Here is a 16,238-nt window from a genome sequence, read left to right as displayed (position 1 = left end):
TTCTTTTTATCTACCGAGGTGTACTTCCGGCCAATGCGTACGCCTCCGAACGGCTCCGAGTTTTCCCGAAACCGCAACCGATTCACTGGGACCGACATCGACCCCTACCAACCCAAGATAGGGGAGATGCCGACGAACGACCACAGCCTGGACGACCTGGAGAACGTGAACAAGACGGGGACGACGACGGTGGGGCTGGCAACGGCGGAAGGCGTCATCATCGCGACGGACATGCGCGCGAGCCTCGGCGGTCGGTTCGTCTCGAACAAGAACGTTCAGAAGGTCGAGCAGATCCACGACACGGCGGCGCTGACACTGGTCGGCTCCGTCGGCGGCGCGCAGTCGTTCATCAGTAGCCTCCGCGCCGAGGCGAACCTCTACGAGGCCCGCCGCGGCGAGCCCATGAGCATCAACGCGCTGGCGACGCTTGCGGGGAACTTCGCCCGCGGCGGACCGTTTTTCGCCATCCACCCGATCCTCGGCGGCGTCGACGAGGAAGGCCACCACGTCTACTCGATCGACCCCGCCGGCGGCGTCGTCGCCGACGACTACACCGTCACCGGCTCCGGCATGCAGATCGCCTACGGCGTCCTCGAACAGGAGTACGAAGAGGGCCTCTCCAACGAGGAAGGCAAAGCCATCGCCGCTCGCAGCGTCAAAAGCGCCGTCGAGCGCGACACCGGCTCCGGCAACGGCGTCTTCCTCGCCGAGATCACCACCGACGGCGTCGACATCCGCGGTCACAAGGACTTCGACGACGTGCTGTAGTCGGTGTCCGTGGCCCCGTAGCCTGGGCGGGATGATACAAATTGTTTTATCTCATACTCCAGTATCTGCTATTTGGTTTGTAACCGAGACTACTCGGTAAGTCAGTACTGGGCGGATGTATGAACCGGTCTATCACGCTCTATTTATCAACTAATTCATGATTTAGGCCGCCTGTGGCGGCGACCACGTGTTGAGACGGTAGAGTAGGCGCACTACCGCCAATAGGACCACTGCCCCAACCACGATACCGAGGTACGACGGCGGTTCCATCACAGACGCGAGAACACCGAACACGAAAACGGCGATACCGACGCGGAGAATCGTATTCCCCGCCATGTCCTGAACCACGTCATCGGGTACCGGCGAGGTTGATTCGCTGTAGCCAGCCAGCAACCAGGTCCAGCCCGCGAATTTCATGAGGGCACCAAGGACCGTCACGAATACGCCGCTCGCAAGCCATTCGATGGCCAACGAACCGAGTGTGGACATACGCGAACGATTAACCTGTGGAACTATAATTCTGGTCGTGACGGGTTTTTCAGACGTTGGTGAGAGAACCCGATACAGATCCGTGCGTACCGCTCGGAGCGGCGATACTCGCTTTTCATATTAAAAATAGTTCCTCGAAGTCCCACGTCTCGTTACGTTCGCTTAGGACTCCAGCATGTCGGTGTCGAGACGGTCCGACTCACGTTGATATCTGCTGATAATTCCGATAATGCGCCGACGGCCTTGCGGCTCCGGTACTGGCCGAACTGCTTGACGTGGGTTCGATTATCGACGAGACGGACGATGGGTGTCGGTTCTGACTTCGAGTTCCCAGAGACCGAGGGACCTCTACCGAGCGGTAGTCGTATCGCTGTATGGTACGTAGGCCGACTGCAACGACGGGCCCGAGACGATCCAGTCTTGACTGAAGCACTCACACGGTTCAGTTCGAACGACTACTGTCTACACTATTTCCCCACGTCTAATGTGGAGCGTGTTCTCCCCGTTCGCCGGACTGTTCAGCGGGTCAATCCCAGAGCCCGATTCAGGTCAGGGAGCTAGTCCGGTGAAGAGGACTGGTTGATATCCTCTCACCTGAATATGTTTAATATTTAAACTTACGATCCGTGGACGGTTTTAGCTGCCGCGCTGAATACATCGTCTGCATCTCACATAGCCGTCGCTCCGTTCACTGTGGATCAGGATGAAACGGCTGTAGCGTACGACTGTGAACTGTCGCTGGAGGCGTATCTCTTGTACATGCGGATTTCGAGGTCCGTGCTCCATACTGGGCCGATCTGCAACCCTCTGGTATTGCTGGCATCTTCGAGAGGATTAATAGATGAAATACAATATATTGTCAAGAACACCCTTAGACTACCACGGTATTATCAATTACATTAATAAAAACGGTGTGTTACAGTTGAAGTAGGATGACCGTACACGAGTCAGCTCACGACCGCGATGGCTCACATGAAAAACACGGCCACGGGAACGACCCATCATCCACTAGCAATCGGAAGCTGGCCGCTGTCTCAGTCATTAACCTCCTCGGATTCCTCGCGGAACTGGCGGGCGGACTGCTTTTCGGCTCAGTCGCTCTCATCAGCGACGCCTTCCACATGCTGTTCGACTCGTTAGCGTACGTGATGGCGTTCGCCGCCGCGTACGTCACCGAGAACTACGGCGAGAGCGACCGCTGGTCGCACGGCCTCCATCGCCTCGAACCGTTCACAGCGTTCCTCAATAGTCAGTTCCTGCTACCGATGGTCGGGTTCAGCCTCCGGGTGTCCTTCCAGCGATTTCTCGACCCGGTGGCTATCGGAACGGGACCGTGCGCTCGACTGGGTGAGTGCTCGCACACCTCTCACAGGCCGGGAGTAGACAAGGGAGATCAGCTATCTTAGACTAAATGATGAACCGAATGGCACAGGTCGCACCCGATGTGTATCTGCTGAGCGAATTTCCTCGTCGATACCTGAATGCGTACATCATCGATGACGTGTTGGTCGACGCGGGAACGCGCTGGTGGGGCCGGCGACTGAGTCGGTGCTTGCGCAACCACGACATCGAGAAGCATGTGCTCACGCATGCCCATCCAGACCACCAAGGAATGAGCGCGGCCATCTGTGACAGTCTGCACATTCCACTCATCTGTCACGGAGACGAACGAGCGGCGGTAGAATCCGGTAAGACGTCCTCACCGATGCCACAGAACCGAACGAACGAGCTATTTGAACGATTCATGGCTGGCACCGGTCACGCAGTGGCAGAGACGGTGACGGAAGGAGACACTATCGGGGGTTTCGAGGTGATAGAAACCCCGGGCAATGCCCCCGGACATATCTCGTTATGGCGAGAAGCTGATGGGACAGTCATTCTGGGGGACGTATTGGCGAATATAAATCTTTTCTCGTTACAGTATGGGTTACACGAAATCCCGAGTAGATTCACACACAGTCCAACAGAGAGTATCGAGTCAGCGCGTAAAATTGCCGACCTAGAGCCAGACCTAATCTGCTTTGGCCATGGCCCGCCAATCACGGACGGAACTAAATTTCAGGATTTCGTAGCGAGCCTCGGGTAGGTCGATCGCTAACTACTTCCTGTCGGTTAGAGGGTCTAGCGGTTCGTCTTGTGAACTGTATCGAGTACTTTGCGTAGCTACTCTGTGCCTGTTTCGTTATATCACTCACCTGTATCTACCGCAATTGCTGGTGTTCTTTCAACGATCGCATCCTGAATTGGCTGGTAAGTATACCCGCAAATCTACCGGACTGGTGTCTGGTGAATATTTATCTCTCTCGGGTCCGTCGTTGTATAGAACCGATGGGACTCTTCGAACAGTTCGGACGACAGGTCGAGCAGTTCAAACAGACTGCGAAGGAACGGGCCGAGGAGACCGCAAACTTCCGGTGTCGGGCGTGTGATGCGCGGTTTAATACCGATGACGGCCAGTGTCCTGAATGCGGAGCAGCGAAAGTCGAATCGACGAAGTCGGAGGAGTGAACGCTGATACCGTGTGTAATGTAAATTCTCACTCGTCGCAGAGACAAATTCTGTAGCCAGTGGACTAATCTATGACTCAAAGGGACTGTTGCAAGTCATTTGGCTCTGTGGAAACCATCAGTAGATGACAAATCCTGGCCCAGTTGTGGTTACTACAGGATATCTGCATTGAGGTGTATTCGGTTCGAATGAGTCTGCAAAATACACCCGCCTTATTTCGTCGCCGGTGCGATAAACCCATACAAAATCAGCCCCATGCCGAAAGTTTCGGTGAGCTGTGTCGCGCCACCGACGACCAGTGGTGATAGGGGGAAGACTAATGAGGCGATGAAGATCAGTCCAGGCCCGCCAAAGGTGAGGACAAATCCAGCTGTGATGAAGAGCATCGGTCGGCTGTCGTTTCGACTGTACCCTTGGTAGGCGATATATGCGATGACGAGCGCTATTGCGATCGTAACATAGTCTGAAATCAATAAGAAGAGATCGACGGAAATCCCGCCAATCGTCTGTGCAACGATCGTCTCACTCATCGTAGAGACCCTCAATGAAGTTCGTAAACCGGTCGGCGGCGCGTTCCTGTTTTCTGACCCGGACTTCAAATTCACCGTCAACGAAGTCAATTACCACGCGATCCAGATTCGATGCATAGACCGTGTGATGGTGACCCTCTGGGTCTGGTCTCGTTTGTTCCACGAGCAGTTCACGGTCAGTCAACTCGTCAAGACGGCGATAGACGGTAGCCCGTGATGCTGCACAAGCTTCGGTGAGTTCGGCTGCCGACATAGGTTCCTGGGTAGTCTCTCTGAGCAGCGTCTGGACACAATCGTCCCCGAGTAACCGTGTAATTGCGTTGAGTCGGTTCCACTGCCCCACGACATGGGTTCGTTTGAAGCTAGTTATAAAAATAGTTAGCGTCTCATCGCATGAGATCGAGTCCGCTGTTTCTTTCAACGGGAGCTCAAATTTGCGGGTATGCTCGGTACTGGCTCGCTCGCCGTTGACTGGCTCGCAGTCGGAATAGCGCTCACGATAGCAGGCGGTCTCATCAAGTTCGCAGGTTGGACGTTCCTCCTGGCGGGATACGATGACAGTTCGCCTGTTCCGGACGACGTGATTGCAGACATCGCCGGGAACACCGTCTTACGAATCGGGCTGGCAGTGACCGTCTTCGGTGTCATCGCTTCGGTTACGGAGATTCCCTCGTATCTTCCGCTCTTGATCGAGGGAGCGATCCTCCTAGCGGTCCTCCGACTCCTCTATCGGCTCCACACTTACTCGCCGAACGGTACAGCCTGAGACGCCATGGACGACGAGTCCGGTTGACGGTGATAAAATTGCAGGAGCTACCTAACGGCTCTTTCGACGGCAGAACTGTCGAACTAATAGGATTTCAACAGAGGCAGTCATTTCGGTATTTCGCCGACACGAGGTCGGATAACGGTACACAGTTACAACAGTTCCTATCAAAGAGGCCGATAACGGAGACCCTCTCCAGTTCTCTCGTTGTGGCCGCACTGCCGGAGGTCAAATCACGATACTCACACTGTCGGACAGAAGCCAGTGCGAAGTAGATAGTCCAAACCGGCCGCCTCAGGCGGTGATGGCGGCGTCTGAACGACCGCCAGATCGGTAGTTTTGTCCGGAAGTCTCCCTCGGTGAGACCCGATCACGGTGTAGTTGAACGGTCAATTTATCCTCCTCCCTGCCAATCACCGTTCATATGAGCGATGGAGGGGATCTCACAGAACGGGACTTCTGGACGGACCGTGATCTCGTTGAGGGTATCGTCCAGACCAGTCCAGTCGGGATCGCAGTCGTTGACGACGATGGCATGATGACGTTCGCCAACGAGCGCGCAGAGGAGATCTACGGACGTCCCCGCGAAGAGATCAACAAGTTCACCCACGACGACTCGCGCTGGGCTCTCGTAAACGAGGGCGGGGAGCCACTCGAAGCAGGCGAAGCGCCCTTTGACCGCGTGGTCGACGGAGAGGAGACTATCTATGATCAGGTCATCGGCCTTCGCCGTCCGTCCGGTGAGCGCGTCTGGGTGTCGGTCAACGGTGCCCCGCAGTGGAACGAGGACGGCGAACTGGAACGAGCCGTCTTCGCGTTCGAGGATATCACGGAGCGAAAAAACCACGAGCGGGAACTTCGAGCGAAAGAGCGCCGTTACCAGGCCGTCTTCGAGGACCCGAACATCCTCGTTGGATTGCTGGAACCGGATGGAACGGTCATAGAAATCAATCGGACGGCAATGGAGTACATCGACGCCACCCTCGAAGACGTGACCGGCGAGTTGTTCTGGGAGACGCCCTGGTGGGGCGGTAACAACGCGAAACAGTCGGAGGTGAAAAAGTGGACCGAGCGAGCGGCCAACGGCGAGTACGTCGACTTCGAGGCCGATCTCACCCGGACAGACGGAAAACAATACACGCTCAGCGGCTATTTCCGACCCGTCACCGACGACGACGGCGAGGTCGTCTCGATCATCGTCTCGGACCGAGACATTACCGAGCGCAAAAAGCGCGAACGTGAATTCGAGGAGAGCGAGCGCCGCTACCGAACGCTGGTTGATAACTTCCCGAACGGCTCTGTCGGCCTGTTCAACGAGAACTACACCTACAACGTCGTCGGCGGGAAACTTCTCGACGACCTCGGACTCTCCCCGGACGATGTCGTCGGAACGACCATTTACGGACGGTATCCCGACGAACTCATCGACGAACTCAAACCGAACTTCCGCGCCGTGTTCGAAGGCGAATCGAACACGTTCGAGATCGATCTCGGCGAACGGGACTTCATGGCACACACGCTACCCGTACGGAACGCCGAGGATGAGATCTACGCCGGGATGTTAGTCGTCCAGGACATCACCGAACGCAAAGAGCGAGAACGTAAACTCGAACGCGCGCTAGACCTGCTCAACAAGACCGAGCGAATCGCAGATGTCGCGGGCTGGGAGGTCGACCCCGACACGAACGAACCCTACTGGTCCGACCATCTCTTCGACCTTCTGGACGTGGACTACGACGACCAGCCAACGCTCGACGAAGCTCTCGACGTCTACTATACGGAAGAGGACGGGGCGATCGTCGAAGAGGCCATCGAAGAAGCGCTGGAGACCGGGAAACCCTTCGACGTGGAGGCGCGCTTTCCGAGACCGACGGGCGACGTAGGCTGGCTCCGAGTAAAGGGAGACCCCGAGACTGAGAAAGGTGAAGTCGTCTCGCTACGCGGAGCGGTCCAGGATGTCACCGAGCGCAAGGAGCGCGAGCAGGCGCTCCAGGAGAGCCGTAATCAGCTTCAGGCGCTCATTGACGTGCTCCCGATCGCCGTGTTCGTCGCCGAAGTCGACGGTAAGATCGTCGAGTGGAACGAGGCCGCCGAGGAGATCTGGGGTGGAGAAGTCGCCGAATCCGAGTCAGTCGCCGAGTACGACGAATACGATGCCTGGTGGGAAGACACCGGCGAACCGGTCGACCCTGACGAGTGGCCGCTAGCACGGGCGCTTCAGGGCGAAGAGGTAACCGACCCGGACGAGATCAAAATCAAGGGGTTCGACGGGGAGTACCGCACGGTACTGAACCACGGCATGCCGGTCCGGGACGCAGATGGCGAGGTGAGCCGCGCAGTCGTCACTCTTGTTGACATAACCGAACGAAAGGAGTATCAGCGCAAACTCGAAGAGTCGAACGAACGTCTGGAGCAGTTCGCGTACGCCGCGTCCCACGACCTCCAGGAGCCCCTGCGGATGGTGTCGAGCTACCTCCAGTTGATCGAGCGCCGTTTCGGGGACGAATTCGACGAGGACGGCCGGGAGTTTCTCGAGTTCGCCGTCGACGGGGCCGACCGGATGCGGGAGATGATCGATGCACTGTTGAAGTATTCTCGGGTCGAAACGGAGGGGGACCCGTTCGAATCCGTCGATCTCGACAGCGTCCTCGGCGATGTTCGCGAGGATCTGCAGGTTCGGATCGCGGAAACCGGTGCCGAGATCACAGCAGATGATCTTCCGACAGTGAGAGGCGACGGTGATCAACTCCGTCAGGTGTTTCAGAACCTGCTGGAGAACGCGATCGAGTACAGCGGCGACGCACCGCCACAGGTACACGTCGGGGTCGAACGCGACGGCAACGAGTGGGAGGTCGCGGTCCGAGATACGGGGATCGGCATCGACCCTGACGACCAAGACCGGATCTTTCAGGTGTTCCAGCGGCTCCACAACCATGACGAGCACGAGGGGACGGGCATCGGTCTGGCCCTCTGCCAGCGGATCGTCGAGCGCCACGGTGGCGAGATCTGTGTCGACTCTGACCCCGGGGCTGGTTCGACGTTCCGGGTGACGCTGCCGGCCGAGGGGTCGTACTGAGTGCCAGCCGAGATGCTGGTGACTCGGCTGATATCGTTCTCACCGGGAAGACCCCGGGCGAAATCAGGTTCACGAAAGTCGCATACAGGGAGAGCTAGATCGTCCATGCCTTCGCGTCGTAATCGACACACTCGACTTCCTTCACCAGCACGGCGAGTAGGCGGATGCGCCGTGTCCGGCTTTCGGAATCCCGTCCTCCCGCGAAAGAACGGCGACGACGTGTTCTAGAAGAGTTCGTCATAATCACACCTGCTGCGGTCGTCCCGCCGAGTTCGGAAGCGCAAGTCGATGTCGTCTGACCGCAGCCGCTATCAAGTGTACTGCAGATCGAACAGGGTTTCGTCGATACAACTCTCGATCATCGGCGATGTCAGCTATCGCCCGGATGTCGCACAGCCGTATCAGCGGATTCGTCGGCGTCTCCGCCCAGACCAAGTCGGTGTCCGAATCGACTGTGGCAGCGACGTTTTCAGGGTCACGGGTATCGACGAACTCGACATCGACGCCGAAGTGACCGCCGACGAGTTCTGTGAGCAGTTTTTCGGTTCCGCTATAGAATCCGTTTCAGGGGACACAGTGACCGTTGCCCGGCGTCGCGAGCGACTGCCGAGGAGACGAACGACACTTTTTGAAGGAACGCGACGAAGGTCGGCGCATGAAGACGATCAAGGACTCCGTCCACGACCACATCACCGTGGACGGCGTGGCGCGAGACCTCCTGGACACGCCCGCGGTCCAGCGACTCCGCCGGATCAAGCAGTTAGGGACGGTGTCTCTGGTGTATCCGTCCGCAAACCACACGCGATTCGAACACAGCCTCGGCGTGTATCACCTCGCCTGCGAAGCGCTCTCTAACCTCGGCGTCGAGGGCGACCGGGCCGCACGCGTCGAGGCCGCCGCGCTACTGCACGACGTCGGTCACTCCCCGTTCAGCCACAACGTCGAGGACATCATCCACCGACGTACCGGGAAGTACCACGACGACGTCCACGAGCTGTTCGTCGGCGGCGAGGTCGGTTCGGTACTTCGCGACCACGGGCTCTCGCCTGCCGCCGTCGCGGATCTCGTCGCCGGCGAGGGCCGCTTCGGACAGATAGTCTCTGGCGAGTTAGACGTAGACCGGATGGACTATCTCGTGCGAGACGCACACCACACCGGCGTCCCGTACGGGACGATCGACCACGAACGACTGATCCGAGAGCTCACCTTCGTCGACGGGGAACTCGTGTTAGCCGAGGGGAACGTCCAGGCGGCGGAGAGCCTCCTGGTCGCGCGAGCGCTGATGAATCCGACCGTCTACAGCCATCACGTGGCCCAGATCAGCAAGTCTATGCTCCGGCGGGCATCCGAGCGACTGCTCGAAACGACCGACTACACCGCCGAGGAACTCCGTCGGTTGGACGACCCGGGGCTCCTCGTCGCGCTTCGGGAGGCGGACGCGACGGCAAACACCGCCAGACGGCTCTGCAACCGGGACCTGTTCAAGCGCGCTCTGTGGGCTGAACTAGAGAGCGTTCCCGAGAGCGTTCTGGCGGCCAACCACGACGTCGTCCGGGAGTGCGAACGGGAGATAGCCGCGAACGCTGGCGTCGACCCGGAGCAGGTCATCCTCGACGTGCCGGCGCGTCCGACGATGACCGAGTCGTCGACGCGAGTAGCCGTCGCCGGAGAGATACGGAGACTCGACGAGCAGTCGCCGCTCGTCGAGGCGCTCCGGGCGGCGCAGCGCTCGCAGTGGCGGCTGGGCGTGTACGCTCCCGAGGAGGTGACTGCACAGGTCGGGCGGGCCGCAGTCGACTCGCTCGGTCTGGACATCGACGGGTCGCTCGTCACCGAGCGCCGGAGAGGGTGGAACGCCCGACTGGACGAGTTCGGCGACCGCTGAGATGCGGGCGAAGCGACGGCGAGTCGGACAACTGATTACGGAGTCCGCACAACCACCATCCATATGGAGATAGAGGGGACGATACTTCGCGGCCGGGAGTTCGAGCCGATCGAGGGCCGCGTCGTCGCGGAGGACGGCGAGATAACGGCCATCGAGGAGGCGTCGGTCGAGAGTGACGCTGTCGTGATTCCCGCGTTCGTCAACGCCCACACCCACATCGGAGATTCGATCGCGAAGGAGGCGGGAGGCGGCCTCACTCTGGAGGAACTCGTCGCGCCACCGGACGGGCTGAAACATCGCCTGCTCCGGAAGGCCGACCAGTCGGAACTAGTCGCCGCGATGCGGCGGTCGCTCGCGTACATGCAAGCGACAGGCACTGCGACGACGATCGAGTTCCGGGAGGGCGGCGTCGACGGCGTCGACGCGATCAGGGCGGCCGCTGACGGACTGCGTATCGACCCGGTCGTGCTCGGCCGGGAGACGATCGACGCGATGGAGGCCGCAGACGGGTACGGAGCGAGCGGTGCGAACGACGACCGGTTCGGCCGCGAACGGACGGCGACGCGGGCCGCCGACAAACTGTTCGGCATTCACGCAGGCGAGGTCGACAGCAGCGATATCAACCCCGCACTGGACCTGGACCCGGACTTTCTGGTCCACATGGTTCACCCGGAACCGCTTCACTTAGAGCGGTTACAGGACAACGAGATACCGGTCGTCATCTGTCCGCGGTCGAATCTGGTCACCGATGTCGGCCTGCCGCCGGTCGACGAGTTGGCCGAGCGAACGACGCTCGCGCTCGGGACGGACAACGTGATGACGAACAGCCCGTCGATGTTTCGCGAGATGGAGTTCGCGGCGAAGCTGTTCGACCTGTCAGCGACCGAGGTCCTGCGGATGGCGACGGTACGCGGCGCGGACATCGCGGGTCTGAACTGCGGTCTGATCGAACCGGGCCGAGAAGCGAAGCTCCTGGTTCTAGACGGCGACTCCGACAATCTCGCCGGCGCTCGGGACGTGGTCAGATCCGTCGTTCGCCGCGCCGGCAGTTCGGACGTGGAGCGCGTGTTGCTGTAGCAGGAACGCGTCTCTCGCACGATGGGTTTTTATCAACCTGCGTCGTATGCGAACACGTAACACGATGTACGACCGCATTCTCGTCCCGACGGACGGTTCGGACGGCGTCGAACGCGCAATCGGGCACGCGATCGATCTCGCTGAAGCCCACGGGGCGAGCGTCCACGCGGTGTACGTGGTGAACACGGCTAGCTACGGCACTCTCCCGATGGAGACGTCCTGGGAGGGTATCTCCGACATGCTCCGGGACGAGGGCGAAGCGGCGATAGACCGCGTCCGCGACATCGCCGCCGGAACATCCGTCGATGTCGAGGGATCGCTGGTCGACGGGACGCCGAGCAAGGAGATCGTCCGATACGCCGAGCAGAACGACTGCGACCTGATCGTCATGGGAACCCACGGTCGCGGCGGCATCGACCGCCTGCTTCTGGGCAGCGTCGCGGAACGTGTTGTTCGCTCGTCGGACGTCCCCGTTCTGACTGTCCGCGTCGGCGAACCAAGTGAGGAGGGAGCGGAGGGCCGCGAGCAGAATCCGGCAGAAAATCGGGAGAGAAACCGCGAGGAGGACGATACGGGATCAGTCGCCAGCGTCGAGGAGTAGCGACAGACGGCACCGCCGCCAGTGTTGGTCGGTTTTCAGTGCGGCCGGAGGTGCTCGCAATCGCCGGCGTGTACCCGTCGCTCGCCGTCTTCGGTGTCGATTACGAGCGTTCCGGGAAACTCCACGTCGATAGCCTCGCCGATTACATCGCCGGAGGGCGTCTCGACGCGTACCGTCCGTCCGAGCGTGAGAGCGTTGTCTCTCCAGGCCGCAAGCACCGCGTCCGAGTCGGAAAGCAGGTCGTCGAACTCCTCTAGGAACCGCTGGACGAACGGCCGACGCTCTACGTCTCCGGCGCGCTCGCGGACGCTGGTCGCCGTGTCGGGCAGTGTTTCCGGGTCGACGTTCGCGTTCACGCCGACGCCGACGACCACCCAGTTCGCGCGGTCAGCCTCGCCTTCCATCTCGGTCAGGATCCCGGCGAGTTTCCGCCCGTCGTCGGCGGCGAGTACGTCGTTCGGCCACTTGATGCCGGCGTCGACGCCCGCTTCGCGAAGCGCGCGAGTCGTCGCAACGGCAGCGGCGAGCGTCACCAGCGGAACGTGCGCCGGCGGGAGGTCCGGGCGGACGACGACGCTCATCCAGACTCCGCCGCTCGGCGAGGTCCACTCGCGATCGAGACGGCCTTTGCTGTGCGTCTGCTCGTCTGCGAGGACGACTACGTCGCTCGCGCCGTCGCCCGCCAGGTCCCGGGCGCGGGCGTTCGTGCTGTCTACCGTGTCGTGGTATTCCACTTCGTAGGGGGCGTCGAGGCCGTATTCGACGGCCGTGCCCCCGAACTCCGGGACTGCGGTCAACCGGTACCCCTCGCCGTTGCTCTCGATCTCGAAGCCCTCTTCGCGGAGGCCGTCGACCTGTTTCCAGACGGCAGCGCGCGAGACATCGAGGCGGTCCGCCAGCGCCGGCCCCGTCACCGGTCCGTCGGCGAGCGCGGCGAGAATCGCGCGTCGAGTGTCGTTCATGCGCGACGCTACGCGTCTCCGTAACTTGAATCCACCAGAGAACCGCCGGACCGCGATCTCCCGGACGAACGGTCAGCTGAACGGGCAGAGCGACTCGACCTGGTCGCGGGCGTAGCCCGCGGCGAAACCGGTCGCACCGCCGACGCCGGCCGCGACGCCGGCGGGCACCGGGCCGAACGGTTTGGCTAGTTTCGCGCCGGTTTTCGCCCCTTTGGCCGCACCGTCTTCTGCGTGTGACGAGGACGGGGTGAACGGTACATTCGGCATGGTCAGACGGTCGGACGCCGAGGACTTAACTCTCCGCCTCGCCGAGCCAATCTTCTGCCCAGTCCTCGATCTCGTCGAAGACGGGACAGAGCGACCGACCCTTTTCCGTGAGACTGTAGTACGTCGCGACCGGCGCGTCCTCTTCGAGGCGGCGCGTGACGAATCCGAGGTCGGTCAGGTCGTCGAGCACCCGCGAGAGTGTCCGGGAGTTCGCGCCAGTCGAGCGTTTGAGTTCGTTGAACCGCTTTTCATCCTCCTGCAGGTCGTTGAGGACGATGAGTCGCCACTGGGAGCCGATCTGTTCGAGCGATTCGACCACGTCGCAGGCGCTCTCGTTTTTCTCTTCAGGCGAGGGGGTAGATTCGAGGGACATCGGTGTTACCTACTAACTCCGACGTCCGGGAACGCCTAAAAGGTTCGCTATCGAACCAGGTAACGTAATGAAATCACGTATCCCGACGCAAGTTTCGTATCGTCTCGCAACTGTTTCCGCCGGAGGTGGGGCCTGATGGCCCTCGAACTAACGGCCGTCGGCGATATCCTCTTCCTCGTGGGGAGGGTACTGTTCGGCGCCGTTCTCGCGTTCACGGGATTGAACCACTTCGTGGACACCGAATCTATGGTCGGCTACGCGGACGCCAAGGGCGTCCCCGCCGCGGGACTAATGGTCCCGTTCACTGGCGGGATGTTGCTGGTCGGCGGTCTACTCGTGGCGCTCGGACTGTACCCTCTCCTGGGCGCGGGAGCGCTGGCGACGTTCCTTCTCCTCGCGACGCCGAAGATGCACGACTTCTGGAACGTCGACGACCCTCAGCAACAGCAAAACGAGATGAACAGCTTCCTGAAAAACGCCGCCATGTTCGGAACCGCGATCGTCCTTCTGGCCCTGAGTACCCGGGCCTGGCCGTACGCGATATCGCTCTGATGCGGTGACGACGCTACAGTAGTCACTGACAGTCAATACATACCTGAGCGCACGACGGCAATGTGCTCAGTTGTAACCCGTTTCAGGGACTAGTATCGTTCGAGAACTGAACGATAGCAGCCGGGTTCAGTACCCGTACGAGATTCCTCCACCTCCACGCTTTTGCACCCCCTCGCCGTACGCGGTGGCATGGAGTACACGACGCTCGGTTCCACCGGCATGGAAGTCAGTCGTATCTGTCTCGGTTGCATGAGCTTCGGCACGAGCGACTGGCGCGACTGGGTCCTAGATGAGGAGGAGAGCCTGGAGATACTCGACCGGGCGATGGACCTCGGTATCAACTTCTTCGACACGGCGAACATGTACTCGGAAGGCGAGAGCGAGCGCGTCCTCGGAACGGCGTTAGACGGTCGACGAAACGAAGCCGTCGTCGCCACGAAGGGCTACTTCCGGATGGACGAGGACGACCCGAACTCCGGCGGCCTCTCCCGGAAGGCTATCGAGCAGGAACTGCAGAACAGTCTCGACCGCCTCGGCATGGAGACGGTCGACCTCTACCAGATACACCGCTGGGATTACGACACGCCGATAGAGACGACGCTCCGGGCGCTCGACGACGCCGTGCGGAGGGGACAGGTCCGGTACCTCGGCGCGAGTTCCATGTGGACCTACCAGTTCGCGGACGCGCTTCGGACGAGCGAACGGCTGGACCTGGAACGGTTCGTCACCATGCAGAACCACTACAACCTGCTCTACCGGGAGGAGGAACGCGAGATGCTCCCGCTGTGCGAGCAGGAAGACGTCGGCGTCGTTCCGTGGAGTCCGCTCGCCCGCGGCTACCTCACGCGGCCACACGAGGAACACGAGGCGACGACCCGCGGCGAAACGGACGACTACGCCCGCGAACATCCGTACTTCGAGGGCGGCGGTCGGGAGGTCAACGAACGCGTCGCGGACCTGGCCGACGACCGCAACGCGACGATGGCGCAGATAGCGCTGGCCTGGTTGCTCCATCAGGACGCGGTTGACGCACCCATCGTCGGCACGACGAGCGTCGAACACCTGGAAGACGCCGTCGAAGCTGTCGAGATGACGCTTTCGGACGACGAACTGGAGTATCTCGAGGAACCGTACGAACCGGTCCGCGTCTCCGGCCACGAGTGAAGCGGCACGGTAGCGGCCGGTGAAACGACGTTGACGACGTAGTCAGCGTCGAGGTCGAACGCGTCCGTGACCGCGACTTCGCCGAGGTCGACAGGTCCCTTCTCCATCGCCGCCTCGTTTATCTGCTCGCCGGCACCGTGCCGCAGCGCCCCGCCGACGCCGCTCCCTATCCGAAGGCTGGTGCCCGCGGCGTTGACCAGCGCATCGGCGGACTCCTGACTGATATCCCCCTGAAGACGGTCCACTCCATGATCGCCGGTCCGTTCCGGTGAGCGGTAAGCGCTTGGTCGGTCTTCCGAAACTTAGGCCGACCAAAACCCTTATAGCTTTAGGCGGGCCTAATCCGGGTAATGGCAGTTCAAGGTAGTTCGGAACAGGAAGAACACGTCGCGGAATCAGTACCTGCTGAATCGACAGTCGTCGCGGCATACGAAACGCGACCGGGCCGTACCGTCTTCACCGACCCCGAAAACAGCGACGCCTGGATAGCGACCGACCTCACCGTCGACCTTCACCGGTAAACTCCCGATTTCTCTTTACGCCGGCAGTCGAACCTCATCGAGGATCGAAAGCGTGCGATGGCCCTGCTAGTCGGAACTGCAAAAACGGAGTTTCTCTACCGGACGCTTACCAGTTCTTCAGGGAGTCGTCTTCGATGTAGTGTTCGATGTGGTGGGCGAACTCCTCGGCCTCCAGCAGGTGTCCGCGAAGCATCTCGGCGGTGCCGGGGTCGCCGAGGTTCTCGGCGAGTTCGACGTGGTCGCGCAGGCTCTCGATGATGTCGCCGTACATCTCCATGTCGTTCTCCATGGAGGTACGGGCGTCGTACACGTCGTTGCCTTCCGGTTCGACCGGCGCGGCCTCTTCGAGGTCGGACATCCCGCTTATCGGGACGCCGCCCAGAGCCTGCACTCGTTCCGCCTGTTCGTCGGCGGCTATCTCCGCAGCCTCGTAGGCCTCCTCGAAGAACTCGTGGAGCGCTTCGAACTCGGCTCCTTCAACGTTCCAGTGGTGCTTTTTCAGCTGGTGATACAGCACGTACGTCGCGGCCAGGTCGGTGTTCAACGCATCGATGATCTGCTCGGCTTTCTCCTCGTCGATGCGGAGGGCGCTCTCTTCTACGGTACCGGCCTCTCGCCGGACGGTTTCCTGGGTACTCATGTTCAGTTCTACCTACTCCGTACAGGTACTTAAAGATTCCCACTACACAAACAGTTTTT

19 protein-coding genes and 3 pseudogenes are annotated in these 16,238 nt (G+C 60.5%); 13 read left to right on the top strand and 9 right to left on the bottom strand.

All coding sequences use genetic code 11. From position 1 onward, the window contains the following. Positions 1–33 precede the first annotated feature (33 nt). The gene (gene psmB / locus EYW42_RS04565; RefSeq protein ID WP_135534084.1) at positions 34–768 is read left to right on the top strand and encodes an archaeal proteasome endopeptidase complex subunit beta; all 735 of its coding nucleotides are present in this window, start codon (positions 34–36) and stop codon (positions 766–768) included. 162 nt (positions 769–930) lie between these two features. Here the strand turns inward: psmB and EYW42_RS04560 are convergent, their stop codons facing one another. Further along, positions 931–1,257, bottom strand: a complete 327-nt coding sequence (locus tag EYW42_RS04560) for a hypothetical protein (RefSeq protein WP_135534083.1) — start codon at positions 1,255–1,257, stop codon at positions 931–933. Positions 1,258–2,189: 932 nt separating this feature from the next. Between EYW42_RS04560 and EYW42_RS04555 the strand changes: the two are divergent. From EYW42_RS04555 to EYW42_RS04545, 3 genes and pseudogenes are all read left to right on the top strand, one after another. Continuing rightward, positions 2,190–2,591, top strand: a pseudogene (locus EYW42_RS04555) (cation transporter); the annotation flags it as partial. A gap of 77 nt (positions 2,592–2,668) precedes the next feature. Continuing rightward, on the top strand, positions 2,669–3,343 hold the full coding sequence (locus EYW42_RS20510; protein WP_135534081.1) for an MBL fold metallo-hydrolase: 675 nt from the start codon (positions 2,669–2,671) through the stop codon (positions 3,341–3,343). A gap of 242 nt (positions 3,344–3,585) precedes the next feature. Continuing rightward, on the top strand, positions 3,586–3,765 hold the full coding sequence (locus EYW42_RS04545) for a hypothetical protein (protein ID WP_135534080.1): 180 nt from the start codon (positions 3,586–3,588) through the stop codon (positions 3,763–3,765). A 212-nt stretch (positions 3,766–3,977) separates the two neighbouring features. Here EYW42_RS04545 and EYW42_RS04540 read toward each other — a convergent pair whose 3' ends face one another. Both EYW42_RS04540 and EYW42_RS04535 read right to left on the bottom strand, forming a co-directional pair. Then, positions 3,978–4,295, bottom strand: coding sequence for a DUF7521 family protein (locus EYW42_RS04540; protein WP_135534079.1), 318 nt, complete (start codon positions 4,293–4,295; stop codon positions 3,978–3,980). Further along, positions 4,288–4,638 (bottom strand): helix-turn-helix domain-containing protein, encoded by a 351-nt coding sequence (locus tag EYW42_RS04535; RefSeq protein WP_135534078.1) that lies wholly within the window; start codon positions 4,636–4,638, stop codon positions 4,288–4,290. Before EYW42_RS04535 ends, EYW42_RS04540 begins: the two co-directional genes overlap by 8 nt. Before the next feature lie 99 nt (positions 4,639–4,737). Here EYW42_RS04535 and EYW42_RS04530 point away from each other — a divergent pair, with 99 nt between their 5' ends. Continuing rightward, entirely contained in the window at positions 4,738–5,061 is a 324-nt protein-coding gene (locus EYW42_RS04530) for a hypothetical protein (protein ID WP_135534077.1), read from the top strand. Positions 5,062–5,485: 424 nt separating this feature from the next. After that, on the top strand, positions 5,486–8,137 hold the full coding sequence (locus EYW42_RS04525; RefSeq protein WP_135534076.1) for a PAS domain S-box protein: 2,652 nt from the start codon (positions 5,486–5,488) through the stop codon (positions 8,135–8,137). Positions 8,138–8,494: 357 nt separating this feature from the next. Here EYW42_RS04525 and EYW42_RS20505 read toward each other — a convergent pair. Further along, positions 8,495–8,755 (bottom strand): annotated as a pseudogene (locus EYW42_RS20505) (PLP-dependent transferase); the annotation flags it as partial. Between the two features lie 37 nt (positions 8,756–8,792). Between EYW42_RS20505 and EYW42_RS04515 the strand changes: the two are divergent. The 3 genes from EYW42_RS04515 (at position 8,793) to EYW42_RS04505 (ending at position 11,700) form a co-directional block, all read left to right on the top strand. Then, positions 8,793–10,022 (top strand): HD domain-containing protein, encoded by a 1,230-nt coding sequence (locus tag EYW42_RS04515; RefSeq protein WP_135534075.1) that lies wholly within the window; start codon positions 8,793–8,795, stop codon positions 10,020–10,022. A 63-nt stretch (positions 10,023–10,085) separates the two neighbouring features. Beyond that, complete coding sequence (locus EYW42_RS04510) at positions 10,086–11,099, top strand: amidohydrolase family protein (protein WP_135534074.1); 1,014 nt, start codon at positions 10,086–10,088, stop codon at positions 11,097–11,099. Positions 11,100–11,145: 46 nt separating this feature from the next. After that, positions 11,146–11,700 (top strand): universal stress protein, encoded by a 555-nt coding sequence (locus EYW42_RS04505; RefSeq protein WP_375137122.1) that lies wholly within the window; start codon positions 11,146–11,148, stop codon positions 11,698–11,700. A gap of 35 nt (positions 11,701–11,735) precedes the next feature. On the opposite strand, the gene EYW42_RS04500 is transcribed toward EYW42_RS04505, so the two are convergent. The 3 genes from EYW42_RS04500 to EYW42_RS04490 form a co-directional block, all read right to left on the bottom strand. After that, positions 11,736–12,662: a biotin--[acetyl-CoA-carboxylase] ligase gene (locus tag EYW42_RS04500; protein ID WP_135534073.1), complete on the bottom strand. Its 927-nt coding sequence runs from the start codon at positions 12,660–12,662 to the stop codon at positions 11,736–11,738. A 72-nt stretch (positions 12,663–12,734) separates the two neighbouring features. Then, entirely contained in the window at positions 12,735–12,929 is a 195-nt protein-coding gene (locus tag EYW42_RS04495; RefSeq protein ID WP_135534072.1) for a hypothetical protein, read from the bottom strand. Positions 12,930–12,954: 25 nt separating this feature from the next. Beyond that, entirely contained in the window at positions 12,955–13,302 is a 348-nt protein-coding gene (locus EYW42_RS04490) for a winged helix-turn-helix transcriptional regulator (protein WP_135534071.1), read from the bottom strand. 135 nt (positions 13,303–13,437) lie between these two features. Here EYW42_RS04490 and EYW42_RS04485 point away from each other — a divergent pair, with 135 nt between their 5' ends. Further along, positions 13,438–13,854 carry a DoxX family membrane protein gene (locus EYW42_RS04485; RefSeq protein ID WP_135534070.1) on the top strand — a complete coding sequence of 139 codons (417 nt, stop codon included), beginning with the start codon at positions 13,438–13,440 and terminating at the stop codon, positions 13,852–13,854. 189 nt (positions 13,855–14,043) lie between these two features. Further along, positions 14,044–15,018: an aldo/keto reductase gene (locus tag EYW42_RS04480; protein WP_135534069.1), complete on the top strand. Its 975-nt coding sequence runs from the start codon at positions 14,044–14,046 to the stop codon at positions 15,016–15,018. Between the two features lie 34 nt (positions 15,019–15,052). On the opposite strand, the pseudogene EYW42_RS04475 reads toward EYW42_RS04480, so the two are convergent. Further along, a pseudogene (locus EYW42_RS04475) lies at positions 15,053–15,218 on the bottom strand (macro domain-containing protein); the annotation flags it as partial. Between EYW42_RS04475 and EYW42_RS20300 the strand changes: the two are divergent. Further along, positions 15,156–15,290, top strand: a complete 135-nt coding sequence (locus tag EYW42_RS20300; RefSeq protein WP_259371285.1) for a hypothetical protein — start codon at positions 15,156–15,158, stop codon at positions 15,288–15,290. The pseudogene EYW42_RS04475 and the gene EYW42_RS20300 overlap by 63 nt on opposite strands. Positions 15,291–15,368: 78 nt before the next feature. Then, positions 15,369–15,539, top strand: coding sequence for a DUF7331 family protein (locus EYW42_RS19720; protein WP_168192955.1), 171 nt, complete (start codon positions 15,369–15,371; stop codon positions 15,537–15,539). Between the two features lie 106 nt (positions 15,540–15,645). On the opposite strand, the gene dpsA is transcribed toward EYW42_RS19720, so the two are convergent. Next, positions 15,646–16,179 carry a DNA starvation/stationary phase protection protein DpsA gene (gene dpsA / locus EYW42_RS04470; RefSeq protein WP_135534068.1) on the bottom strand — a complete coding sequence of 178 codons (534 nt, stop codon included), beginning with the start codon at positions 16,177–16,179 and terminating at the stop codon, positions 15,646–15,648. Between the last annotated feature and the right edge of the window lie 59 nt (positions 16,180–16,238).

Source organism: Halostella pelagica (assembly GCF_004762015.1).
Classification (GTDB): domain Archaea; phylum Halobacteriota; class Halobacteria; order Halobacteriales; family Natronoarchaeaceae; genus Halostella; species Halostella pelagica.
This window is presented reverse-complemented; position numbering and strand designations above follow the sequence as displayed.